The sequence below is a fragment of the Archangium violaceum genome (assembly GCF_016859125.1).
In the GTDB taxonomy this organism is placed as follows: Bacteria; Myxococcota; Myxococcia; order Myxococcales; family Myxococcaceae; genus Archangium; species Archangium violaceum_A.
Map to the genome: position 1 here is coordinate 1,789,469 of NZ_CP069338.1, position 19,046 is coordinate 1,808,514.

The 19,046-nt window shown below is 69.0% G+C and carries 14 protein-coding genes; 2 read left to right on the top strand and 12 right to left on the bottom strand.

Annotated features, from left to right (window positions below):
* The 4 genes from JQX13_RS07550 to JQX13_RS07565 form a co-directional block, all read right to left on the bottom strand.
* On the bottom strand, positions 1-1,680 hold the full coding sequence (locus tag JQX13_RS07550) for an FAD-dependent monooxygenase (RefSeq protein WP_203408371.1): 1,680 nt from the start codon (positions 1,678-1,680) through the stop codon (positions 1-3).
* Positions 1,681-1,757: 77 nt separating this feature from the next.
* Positions 1,758-2,834: a dipeptide epimerase gene (locus JQX13_RS07555; protein ID WP_203408372.1), complete on the bottom strand. Its 1,077-nt coding sequence runs from the start codon at positions 2,832-2,834 to the stop codon at positions 1,758-1,760.
* Between the two features lie 18 nt (positions 2,835-2,852).
* Positions 2,853-3,605: an ABC transporter permease gene (locus JQX13_RS07560; protein WP_203408373.1), complete on the bottom strand. Its 753-nt coding sequence runs from the start codon at positions 3,603-3,605 to the stop codon at positions 2,853-2,855.
* The gene (locus JQX13_RS07565; RefSeq protein WP_203408374.1) at positions 3,592-4,518 is read right to left on the bottom strand and encodes an ABC transporter ATP-binding protein; all 927 of its coding nucleotides are present in this window, start codon (positions 4,516-4,518) and stop codon (positions 3,592-3,594) included. Before JQX13_RS07565 ends, JQX13_RS07560 begins: the two co-directional genes overlap by 14 nt.
* A gap of 101 nt (positions 4,519-4,619) precedes the next feature.
* Here JQX13_RS07565 and JQX13_RS07570 point away from each other — a divergent pair, with 101 nt between their 5' ends.
* Positions 4,620-5,048 (top strand): cereblon family protein, encoded by a 429-nt coding sequence (locus JQX13_RS07570; protein WP_203408375.1) that lies wholly within the window; start codon positions 4,620-4,622, stop codon positions 5,046-5,048.
* 12 nt (positions 5,049-5,060) lie between these two features.
* Here JQX13_RS07570 and JQX13_RS07575 read toward each other — a convergent pair whose 3' ends face one another.
* The 7 genes from JQX13_RS07575 to pulA all read right to left on the bottom strand — a co-directional run bounded on the left by JQX13_RS07575 (position 5,061) and on the right by pulA (position 16,163).
* Positions 5,061-6,797, bottom strand: a complete 1,737-nt coding sequence (locus JQX13_RS07575) for a DUF3616 domain-containing protein (protein WP_203408376.1) — start codon at positions 6,795-6,797, stop codon at positions 5,061-5,063.
* Between the two features lie 123 nt (positions 6,798-6,920).
* Complete coding sequence (locus JQX13_RS07580) at positions 6,921-8,579, bottom strand: glycoside hydrolase family 5 protein (RefSeq protein ID WP_203408377.1); 1,659 nt, start codon at positions 8,577-8,579, stop codon at positions 6,921-6,923.
* Between the two features lie 203 nt (positions 8,580-8,782).
* On the bottom strand, positions 8,783-9,904 hold the full coding sequence (locus tag JQX13_RS07585; protein ID WP_203408378.1) for an MBL fold metallo-hydrolase: 1,122 nt from the start codon (positions 9,902-9,904) through the stop codon (positions 8,783-8,785).
* Between the two features lie 131 nt (positions 9,905-10,035).
* Positions 10,036-10,533: a MarR family winged helix-turn-helix transcriptional regulator gene (locus JQX13_RS07590; protein ID WP_203408379.1), complete on the bottom strand. Its 498-nt coding sequence runs from the start codon at positions 10,531-10,533 to the stop codon at positions 10,036-10,038.
* The gene (gene larC / locus JQX13_RS07595; RefSeq protein ID WP_203408380.1) at positions 10,530-11,711 is read right to left on the bottom strand and encodes a nickel pincer cofactor biosynthesis protein LarC; all 1,182 of its coding nucleotides are present in this window, start codon (positions 11,709-11,711) and stop codon (positions 10,530-10,532) included. Before larC ends, JQX13_RS07590 begins: the two co-directional genes overlap by 4 nt.
* Before the next feature lie 68 nt (positions 11,712-11,779).
* Positions 11,780-12,532, bottom strand: a complete 753-nt coding sequence (gene larB, locus JQX13_RS07600) for a nickel pincer cofactor biosynthesis protein LarB (protein WP_203408381.1) — start codon at positions 12,530-12,532, stop codon at positions 11,780-11,782.
* A 109-nt stretch (positions 12,533-12,641) separates the two neighbouring features.
* Positions 12,642-16,163, bottom strand: a complete 3,522-nt coding sequence (pulA, locus tag JQX13_RS07605) for a pullulanase-type alpha-1,6-glucosidase (RefSeq protein WP_203408382.1) — start codon at positions 16,161-16,163, stop codon at positions 12,642-12,644.
* A 230-nt stretch (positions 16,164-16,393) separates the two neighbouring features.
* Between pulA and JQX13_RS07610 the strand changes: the two genes are divergently transcribed.
* Positions 16,394-18,055 (top strand): alpha-amylase family glycosyl hydrolase, encoded by a 1,662-nt coding sequence (locus tag JQX13_RS07610; RefSeq protein ID WP_203408383.1) that lies wholly within the window; start codon positions 16,394-16,396, stop codon positions 18,053-18,055.
* On the opposite strand, the gene JQX13_RS07615 is transcribed toward JQX13_RS07610, so the two are convergent.
* Entirely contained in the window at positions 17,981-19,009 is a 1,029-nt protein-coding gene (locus tag JQX13_RS07615; RefSeq protein WP_203408384.1) for a glucodextranase DOMON-like domain-containing protein, read from the bottom strand. The two genes, JQX13_RS07610 and JQX13_RS07615, sit on opposite strands and share 75 nt — an antisense overlap.
* Between the last annotated feature and the right edge of the window lie 37 nt (positions 19,010-19,046).

Sequence of the window (19,046 nt, forward strand, 5' to 3'; positions counted from 1 at the left end):
TCACCCCGCGACGCGCTTCTCGTCGTTCGTCCCCGGCGACCCCAGGCGCCGCGTGAGCTCCGCTTCGAGCCGCTTCGGTTCGATGGGCCTCTCGCGGTGCCCCACATACCCATCCGGCCGGACCAGGTAGAAGCACTCCGCTCCAGCGCCAAAGCGGCGATGCAGGGCGCCTCCCTCGTCGGCCAGCACGAAGGGGGCCGGCATCCCCTCTCCCGCCACCACCACGCGCGCCCTCAACAACGACCCGTACGCCGCCTCGAGCCGGTGAGCGAGCGCCACCAGGTCGCTCCTCACCCGCGCCTCGGGCGCCAGTCCGGTGAACAGCAGCAATGTGTAGTGGGGCCCGCGCAGAACCTCGTGCAGACGCGTCACGCCCTCGCCCGTCACCGGCAACTCCGGTACGCGCTCCCCGGGCGCGGGGCCCTCCTTCATCCGCACGCCTCCGGCCTCCTCACCCCAGAGGCGCTCGGTGGAGAGCGAGCTGTTCCGGTAGTGGATGGCGAGCTGCGAGACGAAGCGGGACAGCCGGCGCTGGGCGAAGGTGTTACCCAACAAGCCTCGAGCGAGGCGCGGCACCACGTACGCGCGCAGCAGCCGTGAGGTGCGCCCTCCTCGCGCCATGATTCCGAAGATCCGATCCGTTCCCGCCAGCAACGTCTGCCCCACCGGGTGCCGCTCCTGCTGGTAGGTGTCGAGCAGCGACTCCGGCGAATGTCCCCGGGTGACGAGCGCCAGCTTCCACGCGAGGTTGTAGGCGTCCTGGATGCCCGTGTTCATCCCCTGCCCGCCCGCGGGGCTGTGGATGTGCGCGGCATCCCCGGCGAGGAACACGCGGCCCTCGCGGTAGCGCGGCACACCCCGGCGGTGCAGCCGGTAGCGCGTGAGCCAGCGCGGCTCGCTCACCCGCACCGGCACGGGCACCATGCGGTCCACTATCGCCTGCATCTCCTCCAGCGAGAGGGGCGTCGTCTCGTCACCTTCCGGGAGCATGTCCCTGGGCATGATGGCGAACAGCCGGTAGCGGTTCTCCCCCGGCATCGGGAAGGCCCCCACCACGCCGTGCATGGACGGAATGATGCACAGCTCGCCCTGCCCGAGCGGCCACTCCACGCGCACGTCCGCCAGCACGCACGCGTCCTCATACGTCTCGCCCTCGAAGGGGATGCCCGTCAACTTGCGCACCCGGCTGCGCGCGCCATCGCACCCGATCAGCCAGCGCGCCGACACCCGCTCCACCCCGCCATCCGCGCGCTTCAGCGTGACCTCCACACCCTTCGCGTCCTGCCGGAAGTCCTCCAACGCCAGACCCCGCTCCACCGCCACGCCGAACGTGCCGAGATACCCGGTGAGCAGCGCCTCGGTCGCGTCCTGCGGGAGCATGAGGATGTAGGGGAAGCGCGTCTCCAACCAGGAGAAGGCCTGCATGGGGACGCGCGTGTGCACGCCTCCGGCTCCCACCATGTTGAAGCCCTCGGCCCTGCGCCCCCGTGAGACGGCCTGGTCGGCGATGCCGAAGTCGTCGAAGACCTCGAGCGTGCGGGCCTGCACCGCCAGCGCACGCGACAGCATCGAGGGCTTCTCGAGTTGATCCACGACGCGGCAACGCAGGCCATACCGTGCCAGCTCCGCGGCCATCGTCAGGCCCGTCGGGCCCGCTCCCACCACCAGTGCGTCCATCATGTGTGGTGCCTCCCCCGCCGACATTCACCGCGGGTGCGCACCACCATGGCACAGCAGGCCCGAAGCGCCCAGCACGCTCAGCCGAGGTCCACCCCGTGGCCCGCCTGGACATGCCCGATGTCAACCCGCCCGTCCTGCATCCGCAGGCCACCGCGGAAGGAGTGCTCCCGGATGAAGAGGTGCGTGTCCAGGTCCGCGTAGTCGAAGCCGCCCAGCCCGGCCGCGAAGTGCGCCGCGCTGCTCATGGCCAGCGTGCTCTCCACCATGCCGCCCATCATCAGCTCCAACCCGTGGGCGCGCGCCAGGTTCCACATGGCCAGCGACTCCACCACGCCGCTCTTCATCAGCTTGAGGTTGATACCGTGCGCGCCGCCCTCGCGCACCAGACGCACCACGTCCTTCACCGTGCGGGCCGACTCGTCCGCGCAGACGGGCACCCGGGACGAGCGGGTCAGCTCGGCCATGCCCTCCCAGTCCTCGCGAGGCACGGGCTGCTCGAAGAGCGCCAGGGGGATGCCCGCCGCCTCCAGCCCCGCGAGGAAGGTCCGCGCCTGCGCCACGGTGTAGCCCCCGTTGGCGTCCGCGAACAGCCGGGCCCCGGGCGCCTCCCGGCGAACAGCCACCATGCGCCGCACATCCTCCTCCGGCGAGCGCGCGCCCACCTTCACCTTGAGGGTACGGATACCCCGCGCGACGATGGCCCGGGCCGAGGAGGCCGCGTGCGCCTCGTCACCCGCCGTCACCGTCATGTCGATGTCCAGCCCGGTGCCCGCCCCTCCGAAGAAGGCGAACAGCGGCATCCGGTAGTGGCGGCCCAGCGCATCCAGCAACGCCAGCTCGATGCCGCAGCGCGCGGAGGGAGCACCCGGAAGGGCCTCACCGAGCCACGCCGCGATGGGGCGCCAGCTCCGCGCGTCCCGCCCGAGCAGCGCCTCGCGGACGGAGGCAATGGCCGCGAGTGTGCTGGCCTGCGTCTCACCGGACACCGCGGTGAGGGGTGCCGACTCGCCCAGGCCCACCGTCCCGTCCGCCAGCTTCAGGCGGATCAGCACGTTGTTCGCCATGTCGGGCGCACCCGTGGCGATGGCGAAGGGCTCGGTGAGGGCAAGGTCCAGCGGCTCGAGGTGCAGGTCGGTGATGAGGGTCGGGAGCATGGGTCTCCAGGATGGGGCTCAGCGTAGCAGCCGCTCGAAGGTGATGACCTTCAACGCCACGAAGGTGGCCACCACCGCGCCCACCGCGAACAACACCGCGAGAAGCAGCGCGGATAGGACGGGGTTCGGTACCGCCAGCATGACGCCGAAGCACACGAGGATGACCGGACCGAGCAGCAGCCCGTTGATGTTGTTGGACGTGCGGAAGTCGCGCGCGAGCAGGCTGACGAGCAGCGCGGTGGTGGTGGAGTAGGTCATCGCCGAGAGCAGCAACGCCAGGAGCACCAACACGAAACCGGGCGAGCCGATGCCCAACACGAGGATGAGCACCGCGTCGATGGAGAAGAGCACCAGCGTGACGGACGAGGCCAGCGCGAGCAGGGCCAGCAGCTTGGCGAGCAATATCTGTCCCACGCGCACCGGGAGCGCCACCAGCAGCTCGAGCGTGCGCGACTCGCGCTCGGTGATGAGGATGTAGCTGGCCGTCACCGAGGGTACGATGAGCCCGCCGAGCGCGATGAACGGCACCAGCATGCCCCGCATCATCGACACGGGGTCCTGCGTGAGCTCCCGGAGCCCCGGGGGAAGCTCCACCCCGGACGGGAGGTTCACCGGCTTCGACATCCCGGTCTTCAGCCCGAGCATCTGCAGCCCCGGGACGATGACCAGCAGGATCATCGGCAGCAGCAGCGCCGACACCATCGCGCCGCGGCTGCGCAGCAACTGGCGCCACTCCTTGCCAAAGAGGATGCGAACCTCACGCTCGAGCATCGTTCGCCCCCACCACGTCCAGGAAGAGGTCCTCGAGGCTCGGCGTGACGACGCGGCACTCGTAGACCTCGAGGCCCGTGGCGAGCAGCCGGCGCAACAGCTCCGGCGCCTGGGCCACCGCGTCCGCCACGTGCACGCGCACCGCGTCCTCCTCGCTCGTGGGCACGAGCCCCTGCGCGACGAGGGCCTCCATCAACCGCCCGGGACCCTGGGCCGCACGCAGCACGAGCACTGGCTGGATGCGCTGGCGCAGGGTGGCGATGCGCTCGTGCAGCAACACCCGGCCCTGGCGGAGGATGATCGCGCTCTCGCAGAGCGCCTCGGCCTCGGCCAGGTTGTGCGTGCACAGCAGCACCGTGCGTCCGGGCATCACCTTGCGCAGGAAGGTATGCACCTCGCGCGTGGCGACGGGGTCCAAGCCCACCGTGGGCTCGTCCAGCAACAGCACCTCCGGCGAGGAGACGAGCGCGGCGGCCATGGACAGCCGGCGCTGCATGCCTCCAGACAGCTCCGCCATCCGCCGCGCGCGGAAGGAGCCGAGGCCAAAGGCGTCCACCACCTCGGCGATGTTCCCGCTGCCGTACAGGTCGCGCACCAGCTGGAGGTAGTCGTCCACCGTGAGATCCCTGTACATGCCCGGGGACTGGGGGACGATGCCCACGCGCCGCTTGGCCCCGAGGAAGTCGGGGTCCTCGACGCCGAGCCCGAAGAGGCTCACCCGTCCCGACGAGGGCCGGAGCGCACCGGTGAGAAGGCGGATGAGGGTCGTCTTCCCCGCGCCGTTGGGGCCGAGCAGACAGGCCCGCTCACCCGGAGCGATCCGGAAGCTGACCTGGTCGAGCGCCTGGATGCCACCGGGGTACACCTTGGTGACGCCGGAGACCTCCAGGGGCACGTGAACGTTTTCCGCCAAGCGATCGTCCTCCCACTCGCACGGCGGACATACCACGAGGGAGCGGCCTTGCATCCGGCCACGCACATGGGCAAGAGCATGCGAGGAGAGACCCACGCGCCATGAATCGAAGCCCAGGAACATGGCCGGTCCCGGGAGCGCGGCGGCTCAAGGGCACTCCCGCCGCCCCCGCCGAGGCCACGCCCGCCCGTCAATCCGAGGAGGAGACCGAGTCCCGGGCCCCGGAGACGCCGCTGTGCTGCGTGCGCTGCGGCCACGTCATCACGCGTGAGCGGGACCGCACCACGGTCAACGGCCGCCACGCCCACACCCGCGTCAACCCGTCCGGGTTCGTCTTCCACTTCGGCTGCTTCGCCCGGGCCGAGGGCTGCCTCGCCATCGGTCCTCCCACCGCGGAGGCGAGCTGGTTCCCGGGCTTCGTCTGGCGGATCGCCCTGTGCGCCGCGTGCAAGACCCACCTGGGATGGGCCTTCCGCGGCGAGAGCGACTTCCTGGGGCTGGTGCTGGACCGCCTCACCGCCCCGAGTTGAGCATCCCCTCGCTCAGTCCACGTGAACGAGCACGTCGCTGAAGTACTGGCTGGAGGACGACACGTCCTTGCAGGACGTCCCGTTGATCAGGTTCGAGCCCATGTCGAACACGACCTGCACGTCCTTCGAGCCGGGATACGGGATGACCACCTCCGGAGCGGAGTTCGATGGCGCGGTCAGCTCCCGCACCTTCACCGGCGCGCTGCTCGCGTCGCCGCTCCATTTCCAGAGCGCGAACGGCCCGCTGCTCTCGTCATGCGGACCACTGAGGATCAGCACCGCCTGATGGGCCTCCGACCACGCCATGCCCCGGATGCCGTACCCACCCAGGTTCACCAGGATGGCCCGGCCGAACTTCGCCCTGGCACCCGAGATCACCGCGTCCGGGTTGGTCAGCGTGACCATCAGCGCACTCGAACCGGACTGGGGGTTGCGGAAGCCAATCACCAGACCGCCGGTGGGCAGCGCCGCCAGCCCCTCGACGTTGGTTCCACTCAACTTCGGCGCCAGCTCCGCCACCGTGTCCTCCGACAGCCGCGAGCGCTCATTCAGCAGCGAGATGACCGAGGTGTTCGCGTCGAGCCAGTTGGACGCGTCCAGCATGTCCTTCAGCAGGTTCGAATAGGTCCCCGCGACCTGGAGCGAGACAGCGGGCACCGTGCCCGAAATGTCGATGGCGAAGAACTTGTAGCGCGAGGTCTCCAGCTCCCCGTTCTTGTTCCGCGCCTGGGAGCCAGTCACGTAGATGCGGTTGCCCACGCGAGCGGCGTCCTCGAAGTCCGCCTCGTCCGAGGACGAGAGGCCCAGCGCGCTGCTCAGGTCCTTGCTCTGGACCGACGCGGCACTCGTGCCCCGGGTGAAGATGCGCGCGGACTGGGACTCGTCGTTGAAGTTCAAGAAGTGGGTGGAGTCGATCCACACCCCGCCGGAGCCGTCGCAGGTCCCCTTGTACGTCCCCGAGACCGGAGCAGGAGGAGTACCGGCGTCACCGCCGCCCGTGCCCGCATCCGTGCCGCCACCGGGCATGTCCCAGGTCACGGTCAGCTTCGGGCGGGAGGACCGGGTCGAGTACTCACTGGAGCGGATCTCCAGCCGGTTGTCGTTGTCCTTGTTGGCGATGATGACCCCGTGGTTGCTGGAGGGCGTGGTCACCCACTTCTGCACCACCTCGAGTCCCCTCGCGTTCAGCGTCACGGTGTACGTCCCCGTCGAGGAGGCCCGGATGGAGCCCAGCGAGGTCGTGTCCCGGTCGCCACTGCCATCCGCGCCATTCGAGGCCCAGTCGTGGCTGCTGTCCGCCCGCTCCCACGTGACCTGGCTCTCGGTCCACGCGCGCGTCAGCTCGTAGAAGTCGTAGGTCTGATCCGCCTTGTCGGACACCGTGACGACGATCGACGCGGAGCGGACGATCGCGTTCGCGGGGATGCTCGACACGTCCCACTGCAGCAGGATGTAGTTCTCGTTGCCGCTCCCCGCGGGCGTGTCGCCGCTCGCCGAGATGCTGGTGTCGCCGCCGTGGTTGTCGTCGGAGTCCTCCTCCTCGATCATCGAGTCGCGGGTGCCCGCGTAGCTCGAAGACGGAGACACCCCGTCCTGGAACGACGTGCTCTGCGCGCCCGTCAGCTCCTGACCCCCGAGGAAGAAGCCGGACTCCGTATCATTTCCGCCAAATTCCTCCTGCCCACACCCCGCTGCGAGCAAGAAGCACGCGGCCAGAGCACCGGTGACCGGAACCATCCATCTACGCATGTGTTCTCCCTTACGCCTGGGGGGCGGACGGTTGCCCATCCAGGCGCATGCGCAGTGTCACGATTCGGTCGAAATCCAATGGAGCCCCCGCGACATGCACGGGGGCTCCCCTTCCGCCAACCGCTACGGGATGAGCGGGGCGAGCGCGGGCGCGATCAGCGTCTGCTTCGCCTGCTGTACCGTCGTCCAGTCATCCTGGAGCACGCCCCCGGTATCATCGGAGTTGGGATTGAGCGACCAGACGGAGAAGCTCATCCCGTTGCCCTTGAGATAGCTCGAGAGCGTCTGGAGCCACTGGCGGTCGGAGTCGATCTGCAGCTTCGTGCCGAACTCACCCACGAAGACCGGAGCACGGTTCTCCTTCACGAGGAAGCCCCAGGTGGCATCCCACACGCCTGGCAGGTTGGCCGGGTAGCCGGTGGCCGGCTTGTTCTGGAACCAGGGCTGCCCGTAGACGCTCTCCGGGTAGTCGTGCGTCGAGTACACCACGCGCCCCGCCACGTTCAGCCGCACCGGGTAGTCGCGCGCACCCCGCAGGTTGCCGCCCCACCAGTACCAGTTGCCCTGGTAGATCTCGATGCCCTCCACGATGATGAGCAGGTCCGGGTTCTCGGCGAGGATGGCGTTGCCCGCACGCTCGGCGGCGAGCCTCCAGTCCGTATCGAGGTTGCCATCACCCCACGTGGCACGGCCGTGCGGCTCGTTGTGCAGGTCCATGCCCACCACGGTGGGATCGCCCTTGTAACGGCGCGCGAGCATCTTCCAGTCGTCGATCCACGCCTGCTCCTCCGTGGCGCGGCTGTTGCGGTACCAGAGCTCCGACTGACTGTTGGAGTCCGGGCGGTGGCGGTCGAGCACGACGCGCAGCCCGCGCGCCTTCGCCGCGGCGATGACGCGGTCCATCACCTCGAGCGAGGTGAGCCCACGCAGCTCGGGGTTGATCGTGTAGCTGATGTCCAACGGGTTCGGGTACACGCCCGGGCGCAGGATGTCGTTGCTGAAGGGCAGGCGCAGCATGTTGTAGCCAAGCGACTTCACCTGATCGAGCAGGCTCCCCAGCGTGCGCGTGTGCAGGCCATAGGGCACGCGTGAAGGACCCTCGAAGCCGAACCAGTTCACGCCCGTGAGCCGCACCTCCTGTCCATTGGACGCGTAGATGCGCGCGCCCTGCGTATGCAGGTAGCCCGCGGCCCCGCCCGGAGTCCCCGCGTCGGTGCCGGTGCCGGCATCCGTGCCCGCGTCCACTCCCGCGTCCGTGCCCGCGTCCACTCCCGCGTCGGTGCCGGTGCCGGCATCCACTCCTGCGTCCGTGCCCGCGTCCGTGCCGATGTCCGTTGCGTACACACCGTCCGCCGCGCACAGCGGCAGCGTGATCCCGGGCTGATAGGACACCTCGCACGAGGTGGCCGTACCGCCGCTGTTCACCGCGCGCACCCGCACACGCGAGCCGCCAAACCCCTGAGAGCGCGTCCACACGTTCGCATCCCAGGCGGCGGGGTTCATCTCGGTCCAGGCACCACCATTCACCGACACCTCGACCCGCCCTGGAGCCGGATCCGCCGTCACGCGGGTCTCCATCCACCAATCATTGCTCGGTGTCTGGATGAAGAATGACACTGGCACCCGCTGCGCCGGCTGCACCTGCGGCGGGTCTTGCGCCACGTCTTGTGCTTCCCCCGGCGCGGGCTGCACCTGCGGCTGGTCTGGTGCCTCCTCCGACGCGGGTCCTCCACACGCCGCGGCGAATACCGCGATCCCCAGGAACATCCCAAATGTCTTCATGCACGACCTCCGTGGTCCGGCGCCCCCCAAACGCCTCGGCATTCATAGACCAAAACCAGACGAAAATCATGAAGACCTATAAAATTCGAATATCGAGAATGATCAGCGATTACGAAACACACATACGCCAACCTCACAGCTGAGCCTCTTACTTCTCGATTTCTGGATTTCTCAGACCGCGAACCCGCTCCGAGAGCGTTTGTCTACGGAGTTGTCACTGGGAGCACGGGGACGGAGGCACCCACCACCGGCGGCACGTCCCGCCCCTCGCCGAAGCCCAGCACCCACCACTCGGGCGCGGTCTCTCCCCGCTCCGTTAGCGCGCGCCCCAGGTCCCCCAGCGGCTCCATCTCGCCATCGTCCGCGAGGCGGAAGGTGCCGTAGTGGATGGGGACGCTGTAGCGCGCGCCCAGGTCCTCGCTGGCCCGGACGGCCTCGTGCGGAGAGATGTGCACCGGGGACATGAACCACTCGGGCTTGTAGGCACCGATGGGGAGCACCGCCAGGCGGATGGGCCCGAAGCGCTCCCGCGTCTCGGTGAACTGCCGGCCCCAGCCGGTGTCCCCCGCGAAATACGTGGTGCCGTGCGGCCCTCGGAAGACGTAGCCCGTCCACAGCGTCCCGTTGCGATCGAACAGCCCACGGTTGGAGAAGTGCTGGGTGCGCGCGCTCACCAGCGTCACCTCGGGACTCAGGGGAAACGCCTGCCACCAGTCCACATCGGTGACGTGGCGCAGGCCCTTGTCCTCGAGGAAGGCGCGGTTGCCCAGGCCGGCGAAGATGCGCACCTCGGGGAACTTCTCCTGGAGCCGCCGCAGGGTGGCCACGTCCATGTGGTCATAGTGGTTGTGGCTGAGCACCACCACGTCGATGGGGGGCAGGTCCTCGAAGCGGATGCCCGGGGGCCGGACCCGCTTGGGGCCGATGAAGGAGACCGGGCTGCAACGCTCGCTGTAGATGGGGTCGGTGAGGATGTTGAGCCCGTCCAACTGCAGCAACACCGTGGCGTGGTTGATGAACGTCACGCGCAGGCCACCGCGGCCCACGCGCTCGGGCGGTGGCGGACCGGGAGGTACGTCGTGCCACTCCGTCCAGGGACCCGGATCGCGGTTCAGCTGCCACTTCAGGACGCTGCCCCTCTGCTCGCGAGGCTCCAGGTTGACGAAGCGCTCGCCATCGAAGTGATCGCTCCTGGGCCCCTTCCAGGTGGGCGCGGAGAAGATGCAACCGCCCACGCCCACGCCCCCCACGGAGAGGGCCAGCACCCCGGCCAGGAAGGAGAGGAAACGGCGCAGCGGACGTCTGCTCTGGGAAACCTTTGTCATCGTTCATCCATGTTACGGCGATCTCGCCCCCATCCCTTGCGCATCCTTGTGAGGGATTGCCGGGCGTCCTGCCCACAAGGCCCCAGGACCGTGAGAGCTTTCATGGGGTGAATAAACCCAGACTCGTTGTCTCACGAATCGTCGGCTTCGCCAGCGCCTTCGGCCAGGGACGTGGGCATGCGCGCCTCCAGTGCGCCCATGGCCCGCTCCATCAGGAGCAGTGTGCGGCCCAGTGACTCCAACTCGATCTTCGAGATGTTCTCGAATTGGGCCGCCAACTCCTCGCCCAGGGCCTGTCCGAGGGTGTCCGCCACCGCAAGGCCGCTCTCCGTCAACGTCAGGCGGAACCGCCGCCGGTCATTCGGATCGGCCTCGCGTCGCACATAGCCGCGCTGCTGGAGGCGGTCCATCAGCCCCGTGACGACGGCGGGCGTGACGCCCATCCGCCGCGCCAACTGCCCGGGAGAAGAGATGCCATCCCGGATCGCATAGAGCGCGCTGAGCTGACGCAGGCTCAGGTCCTGCTCCGGGCGAGCCTGTGCACGCGCCTCGGCCCACCGGTACATACGGGCGACCATCCCCAACATCCGGAGCGCATGGTCGAGCGGAAGGTTGGAACGCTGGGTCATCGTTGTCTGGCCCCCGAGCCGAGCGCCGCGAGCGCGGCCGCCATCACCTGCTTCAGCGGCACCCCGGCGGCTTCGGCCACCTCGCGGCAGTCCTCGAACTCGGGATGGGCGTTGAGCACCACGCCATTGCGCAGGCCACGCTTCACGCGCACCCCGCCCCATGGCGTCTCCACCTCCACCCAGTCCCGCTCCAACGCCATCCGCTCCACCGGGTGGGCGCGGACTCCGAGCGTGGTGGACTCGCGCAGCAGCACGTCCATCACCGACTCCTTCGCGCCTCCCTCCACCAGCACGCTCAACACATGACCCGGCCGCGCCTTCTTCATCGTCGCGGGCACCACCCACGCATCCAACGCGCCCTTCCCGAGCAGGTGCTCGAGCAGGTACCCGAGCAGCTGCGGCGTGCTGTCATCCAGGTTCGACTCCAGCACCCAGAGGCCCTCGGCTCGAGCCTCGGCACGGCCCATGGACGCGCGCAGCACGTTGGGTCTGTCCCTGAAGTCCTTCGTCCCCACGCCGTAGCCGATGCGCTCCACGATGAAGTCCGGCGGCGGCTGGCCGATGCGCGCCAGCACCTTCAGCAGCGCCGCGCCCGTGGGCGTCGTCAGCTCGCCCACGCCCTCGAAGCGCACCGGCACGTCCTTGAGCAACTCCAGCGTGGCCGGCACCGGAATGGGCATGTTCCCGTGCGCCACCCGGATGGTGCCGCTCCCCAGTGGAGGCGGCGCCGCGTACACCTCCGGGTCTCCCAGCAGGTCCAACACCACCGCCGCCCCGCAGATGTCCACGATGGAGTCCACCGCCCCCACCTCGTGGAAGTGGATGGCGTCGATGGACACCCCGTGCACCTTCGCCTCGGCCTCGCCGATGGCCCGGAATACCGCCAGCGCCCGCTCCTTCGCCCGGGGCGACAGCGTGGGCGCCGCCTCGATGAGCTGGCGGATGTCCGAGTAGGCCCGGTGCGGGTGCGCCTCGCGCTCGTCCAGCACCACGTCCAGGTGCGTGCCGCTGATGGCGTGCCGCACCGCGCGGCTCACCGCCAGCCTCCAGCCCGGCACCTTCAACCCGCCCAGCGCCTGCTCGATGGCCTCCGGCGACACGCCCAGGTCGACGCCCGCCGCCAGGAACATATCCCCGGCGATGCCTCCCACCGGCTCCAGGTAGAGCACTTTCCGCACGGTTCATTCTCCCAAGGGGACGGATACCCCGCCCCGTCCCACTCCCGGAGGAGAGGATGGTTGTTGGCTCAGCGCCGGCCCTTCGTGCGCGAGATGAGCGCCGCGTAGAAGCCGCCTCCGAAGCCGTTGTCGATGTTCATCGTCGCCACGTTGGACGCGCACGAGTTCACCATCGCCAGCAGCGCGGACACGCCACCGAAGTTGGCCCCGTAGCCCACCGACGTCGGCACCGCCACCACCGGAATCCCCACCAGCCCGCCCAGCGCGCTCGCCAGCGCCCCTTCCATGCCCGCCACCACCACCGCCGCGTGCGCGCCTTGAATCTCCTCGCGCCGCCGCAGCAACCGGTGGATGCCCGCCACGCCCACGTCGTACACGCGCCTCACCGTGGCCCCCATCGCCTCCGCGGTGATGGCCGCTTCCTCCGCGACGGGAATGTCACTCGTCCCCGCCGTCACCACCGCCACCGTCCCCGCCTTCGGCTTGCCCTGCTTCAGGTGGAAGATGCGCGCCACGGCGTGGTACTCGCCCTTGGGGAAGGCGGCCAGCAACGCCTCGGCCTTGTCCGGTTGCAGCCGGGTCACCAGCACCGTCTGCTTGCGCTCCACCAGCTTGCCCACGATGCCCAGCACCTGCTCCGCCGTCTTGGGCTCGCCCAGCACGACTTCCGGGAAGCCGAAGCGCAGGCTGCGGTGGGTGTCCAGGGTGGCATAGCCAAGCTCGGCGAACGGCAGGTCCTTGAGCCGGCCCACGGCATCATCCACGGAGACCTTGCCGTCCTTCACCTGCTCGAGCAGTCGGGTGAGCGTCTTCTCGTCCATGCCCGCCCCTCTACCCCACCACGCGGGCGGGAGGAATGGGGTGGGTGCTCGAACGGCACGGGGGCCGACGTTGGAAGGGTCGGCCCCCATGCCTGGAGTGGTTGACGCGCTACGCCCGCCGACGGCGCCGGGCCTGCATCACGCCGCCGAGGAGCAGCGCGAGGGCGCTGAAGGCCTCGCCACCGGTGCCCGCGCAACCGCCGCAGCCACCGCCCGTATCACCACCGCCGCCGTTGCCAGTCCCCGCGTCCGCGCCGGGAGTGGTTCCCGCGTCGGGGTCCGTGCCCGCATCCGGGTCCGTGCCCGCATCCGGCGCGATGACCGGCTCGTTCACGAACACCGCCGTGGTACGGCCGGGCACGAGGAAGTCGCCGGACGACTGGAACGTGGCGGTCTGGACGATCGGGTCCGAGGAGGCCTGCTGCACGGGGTGCAACAGCATGGAGCGGCCCGCGTAATCGGAGATGTTGAACACCTGTTGCTCATCGTTGGCGTTGAAGAGCACCACGATATCCGTGGTGCCGTCCGTGGCCGCCTCGTCGTGGATGTTCATGACGATGAGGCCGGGGATCTGCGACGGGCCGGTGTTGAAGAAGCGCACCTTCGCCTGGACGTCCTCGGCCGTCTTCAGGCGGAACAGGGCCGCGCTCTTGCGGATCTTCAGCATTTCCTCGAAGTGCTCGAGCGCCTGGAGGATGTGCGTCGGGCTCACCTTCAGCGCCGGGTTGGCGAGCAGAGGCCTCATCGTGGGCCACTTGTCCTGGTTGTCCGCGGCGGGAGGCAGACCCACGCCCCAGTTGTTGGACTGGTACGTGAAGTCGAGCTTGTTGAACCAGTCGCCCGAGTTGAAGCTGTTACGATCCAACGACTTGGAGCGCAGCAGCTCGTCACCGGCGTGGAAGAAGGGAATGCCCTGACCGAGCGCCACCAGGCTCAAGCCCATGTTGTGCATGCGCACGCGGGCATCCAGGTCGGCCGACTCGGGCGCCTTGAGCTGCACGGCGTCGAACAGCGTCTCGTTGTCGTGCGCCGAGACGTAGGAGATGAGCTCCCGAGGCGCCAGCGTGTAGCCCGCGGGCTGGCCGTTGTAGTCCACCTGCGAGCCCTTCACGGTCTCACCCGCCTTGTTGACGAGCGTGTAGTCGCGCAGGTTGCCCGCCAGGCCCACGCGGATCTGATCCATGTGATGCAGCAGCCGCTCGCGCTGCTCGTCGGCGCTGCCCGAGGTGGTCGCGTTGGGGTCGTACCAGAGGCCGCTGATGAAGCCCTGCTCCTGCAGGCCGCTGAACGGGCCACCGCCGCGAGCCGCGTCACGCAGGCGGTCGCTGAAGGTGCCAATGCCCGTGCCGGGCATGTTGAGCTGGGTGGCGTTCACGCCGCGCGCGTTGCTGACCACCTCGCCGAAGTCCCAGCCCTCGCCGTAGATATAGATGCGGGAGCCGTCCACACCGTCCTTCTCCAGGGTGAGCGCGCGCAGCCGCTCCTGGACCTTCACCATGTTGGCCTTCATGTGATGGCCCATCAGGTCGAAGCGGAAGCCATCCACCTTGTAGTACTTCGCCCAGGTGGTGAGCGAGTCCACCATGAGCTTCTCGAACATGGCGTGCTCGGAGGCCGTGTTCTGGCAGCAGGTGCTGGTCTCGACGTTCCCGTCGGCGTTGAGCCGGTGGTAGTAGCCGGGCACCACCTTGTCGAGCACCGACTTGTCCGCCAGCCCCGAGGCGTTGGTGTGGTTGTAGACCACGTCCATCACCACGCGCAGGCCGCTGTCCGCGAGCGCCTTCACCATCTGGCGGAACTCGACGATGCGCGCGCCGCCGTCCGGGTTCACCGCGTAGCTGCCCTCGGGCACCGTGTAGTGGTACGGGTCGTAGCCCCAGTTGAAGCCGTCCGTGTCCGCCACCGCCGACACCGCGGCCTGCTGCTCCTCCGAGTCGGGAGCCATGGAGGCCAGGTCACCCGCGGGCTCCTGGTGCTTGGAGCGGTCCTCGTCGACGGTCGCGATGTCGAACACGGGCAGCAGGTGCACGTGCGTCAGGCCGCTCGCGCTCAGGCGCCGCAGGTGCTTCATGCCGTTGGAGCCAGACTCGGTGAAGGCCAGGAAGGTGCCCCGCTTCTCCGCCGGCACCGTTGCGTCACCGATGCTGAAGTCGCGGACGTGCAGCTCGTAGAGGACGATGTCCTCGGGCGCCGCCAGCGAGGGCTTCACCAGCGAGTCCCAACCCGAGGGCGCGAGCGCCGGATCCGCCAGATCGATGAACTGGCTGCGCTTGCTGTTGGTGGACAGGCTCAGCGAGTAGGGGTCCGTGACCAGGTTCTTCACGACCTTCTTCGCGGTGGGGGCGTACACCTCCACCTCGTAGAGGTAGAACAACCCCTTCCAGGTCGCGTTGCCGGTGAGGCTCCAGACGCCCGTGGAGACGTCGAGCGTCATCGGCACCGTGGCATCGGCGGGCACGGAGGGATCGGAGCCACTGAACAAGTGGAGGATGACGTTCCGGGCGGTGGGTGCCCACAGCTTCAGCGAGGGAACGCCGTCGTGCCAGGTGACGCCCAGCGCCTCGTCATTGGCGTACAGCTCGTCCAGCACGCCCGGGAGCTGCGCCGAGGTCGCGTCCAGCAGGTTGCCCTCGGCGTCCGTGAGCGAGAGGGCGATCTGCCCCTTGAGGATGTCCTTGACCTTGATGAGGTCCGCATCGGCGATGCGCAGCACCGGCCTGCCCGCGAGGTGCGGGAACTTCGCGGCGATGTGCGGGGGCAGCCCTGGCGTCTCGAGCGTGAGGGGAATGGACTCGCCGCCCGCGACGCCCGTGGGGGACAGGTTCATCGCGCCCACGGGGTCATAGTGCAGCCGGAAGGACGCCCCCGCCGGAATGGCGATCACCTTCGGCTTCCACACCAGGAGCTCACTCGACACCCAGTGCGCCTGGGCCTTCATGATGTCCCCCTTGGGCGCACCGGCCACGTCGATCCCCAGCTCGTGGGTGACCGAGTCGTACTGGAAGAGCACACGGGCGTTGTCCGCGTGCACGGTGAAGCCGATGTTGGAACCACCGAGCGCACCATTGGCCCCGTAGTTCTCCGCCCAGCCCTCGTTGATGGCGACCTTGCCCTCGTAGCTGCCCGCCGTGAAGGCCGTGGTGGACAGGGTGTAGATGCCGTCTCCATCCACGTCCTTCAGCCACGAGCGCAGGCAGTTCGGCTGCCAATCACCGGGACAGCCCAGCTCGCTCTGGAAGCTGCCGGGGGCCACGGCGATGACGGAGTTGAACCGGGTGGTGACCCAGTGCGTCGTGCTGTCGTAGTAGAACTTGACCTGCGTCTCCGCGTTGAGCGTCAGGGAGAGCTCGGCGCCGTCGGCGGCGCCTCCCTGGCCATAGGTCGTGAGGGAGCCGCCCTCGTCGACGGCCGCACGGAACGTGTAGGAGCCCGCGGGCAGGGTGAACACGCCCTGCCAGGCGTTGTCCTCGGCGTCGAAGCCCAGACGGGAGTTGTTACACGTCGCGTCACCCACGGTGCACGACAGAGGGGTCTGCACGGAACCCACGAGCGTGACGCTCGTCGGCTCCGCGGCCACGGTTCCCGCCGAGAGGAAGGCGAGCGCGCCGAGCAGCGCCCCCTTTCGGGGCATTCTGAGGGGGGGAACTTCAATTCTCATTCGGGACACCTTGTTGCCCGGACGCACCGTCCCCGGGACGGAACGGCCGGACAGCTGTTGGGGCGAAGGGAAACACTCCGGCGCGACCGCCTCGCGAGGGCACGGCATGCCGGAGTGCATGACAGCGTATAGCAGACAGAGCCCGGAGCCTTCACCTGGGGCGACTGGCACGGGCACCAGAGCACTGTTAAAGCCTCGCCCCCATGCCGCGCTCCCGCCTTCCGCGTCTGCTTCCCATCCTCGTCTTGACGTCCTGCGTCTCGGGACCGAACACCCCCACTCCGGCCCAGCTGCCTCCCGTGGAGCTGGCCGCGCCCGCGGGCGACGAGTGGTACCGGCACGCCGTCTTCTACGAGGTCTTCGTCCGCAGCTTCCAGGACTCCAACGGCGACGGGAAGGGAGACCTGCCCGGCCTCATCTCGCGGCTGGACTACCTCAACGACGGAGACCCGAGCACCACCACGGATCTCGGCGTGGACGCGCTGTGGCTGATGCCCGTGTTCGACTCGCCCAGCTACCACGGCTACGACGTGGTGGATTACGAGCGCATCAACCCCGACTACGGCACCCTGGAGGACTTCGAGCGCCTGTGCGCCGAGGCCCACCGCCGCGGCATGCGCGTCATCCTGGACCTGGTCATCAATCACACCAGCTCGCGGCACCCGTGGTTCGTGGAGTCCGCCTCCTCGCGCACCTCGGCGAAGCGGGACTGGTACATGTGGAGCGACACCGACCCGAACTGGGCTCCGCCCTGGGACACCTTCGCCACGGGCTCCACCTGGCACCGGCTCAACGGCGCCTACTACTACGGCGTCTTCTGGGGCGGCATGCCGGACCTCAACATGAAGACCCCCGCCGTGCGCGAGGAGGCCAAGCGCATCGCCTCGTTCTGGCTCGGCAAGGGCGCGGATGGCTTCCGGCTGGACGCGGCGCGCTACCTCATCGAGACGGGCGGTGGCCTGCTGGGCCAGGCCGACACGGCGGAGACGCACGCCTTCTGGAAGGAATTCTCCGCGCACGTGCGGAACGTGAAGCCTGACGCGGTGCTGGTGGGAGAGAACTGGAGCACCACGCCCACCATCGCCACCTACTACGGCTCCACGGACCAGGTGCCCGGTGGAGACGAGCTGCCGCTCAACTTCAACTTCCCGCTCGCCGAGGAGCTTCTGAAGGCCGCTCGAACGGGCGACGGCAATGGGGTGGCCCTCAAGCTGGCGGAGATGCGCAGCCGTTATCCCAAGGGCGTGGCGGACGCGCCCTTCCTCACCAATCATGATCAGGTCCGCGTGGCCACGCAGTTGGCTGGCGATCAGAGACACCTGAGCACCGTGGCCTCGCTGCTCCTCACCCTGCAAGGTTCGCCCTTCCTCTATTACGGCGAGGAGGTGGGCATGGCCAACGGCACCACCAACAACGACGAGGCCAAGCGCACGCCCATGGCATGGGACTCGAGCGCTGGGGGCGGCTTCACCACCGGCACGCCCTGGTTCCCCTTCTCCCCGGGCCGCGAGAGAAACAACGTGTCCGAGCAGTCGAACGCCTCGGGCTCGTTGCTCTCGCGCTACCGCGCGCTCATCCGGACCCGCCATGCCTCGGAGGCACTGGACCGTGGCGGCCTCAAGCTGCTCACCTCCACTCAGGGCCGCGCGCCCACGCTCGCTTTCCTGCGCACGTTCGGGGAGGAGCGCGTGCTCGTGGTGCACAACCTGAGCGACTCCTCCAACACAGTCGGCCCCTTCGAGTTGGAGGCGGAGTCGGCCGAGGTGCTCTTCGCCGACCCCTCGGTGGGCTCACTCGTGAGGGACGGAGGCTCCTGGAGCGTCAGTCTGTCCGGCCGCGCCACTGGCATCTGGCGCCTGCGGTAGCGCGGGCGAAGCGGGCACCACCGCCGGCCAACCCGGCGCCTCGGGCCCGAGCACCGTTTCCTGCCGCACGCCCTCGGGCACCAGCAGGTCCACCACCGGGGACTGTGCCGAGCCGCCCACGCGCCCGCCGCCGAAGCGCTCCTGCGATACACCCGGTCCGATGCCGAGCACCATCAGCCCCTGCGGGCCTGGCGCGGTCACGCCACCAAAGAGCGTGGGCAACTCCACCCGCCGCTCCAGCGTGGCACCCGTCACGGCCACCGCGTAGCCCCACGAAGGCTGCGCCTGTCCGCCGAGGAAGCTGTCCGGGACGAAGAAGGACACCGAGGGGCCGAAGACGCGCACGCGAGTGGGAAAGAAGACGCGCTCCTCCATCTGCCGCTCCACCCGCGCATCCAGGGCCCGCACGGCCGACTCGCTCACCGAGCCCTGCTGCTGCTGGGCCTCCGTGAGCGCCGCGTTCCGCCACAGCTTGCGCAGCACGTCGCGTGCCTCGTAGGGGCGCGGGGTGAGGACGATGGCCTTCTCCCAGGCGCTGCCCGGCGCGAGCGAAAGGTGGCGCCCGGGGAGCGTGTCCGTACGCCCGGAGCCCTCCTGTTGGTCCTGGTCCACGTACACATCCAGGTTGAAGGTGTAGAAGCCAAAGCGCGCCTGGTCCGCCAGGGTGGTGCCCGCCGCGTCCACCGTGCGCCGCTGGGGCACGGCGATGGGCCGGGCGAAGGTGGCCTCGAAGCGGGTGCCGCCGCTCTCGGGGAAGGCTCGGAAGGACACCAGGTCCAACGTGCCGGGGCCCATGTCGTTGCGCAGTGGGTAGCGCAGCTCTCCATCCCCGTGGTCATCCCCTCGCGGGTCCTCCAGGGAAAAGAGCGGTGCACTCCCACGCGTACCGCCATGGCAGGCGCCGGTCAGGGTGGCCAGCAACAGGAGCAGGGAGAAGCGACGAACGAGCACCATGCGGAGGTTCCTCGGGGGCGGGAAAAAGCGAGGGGCC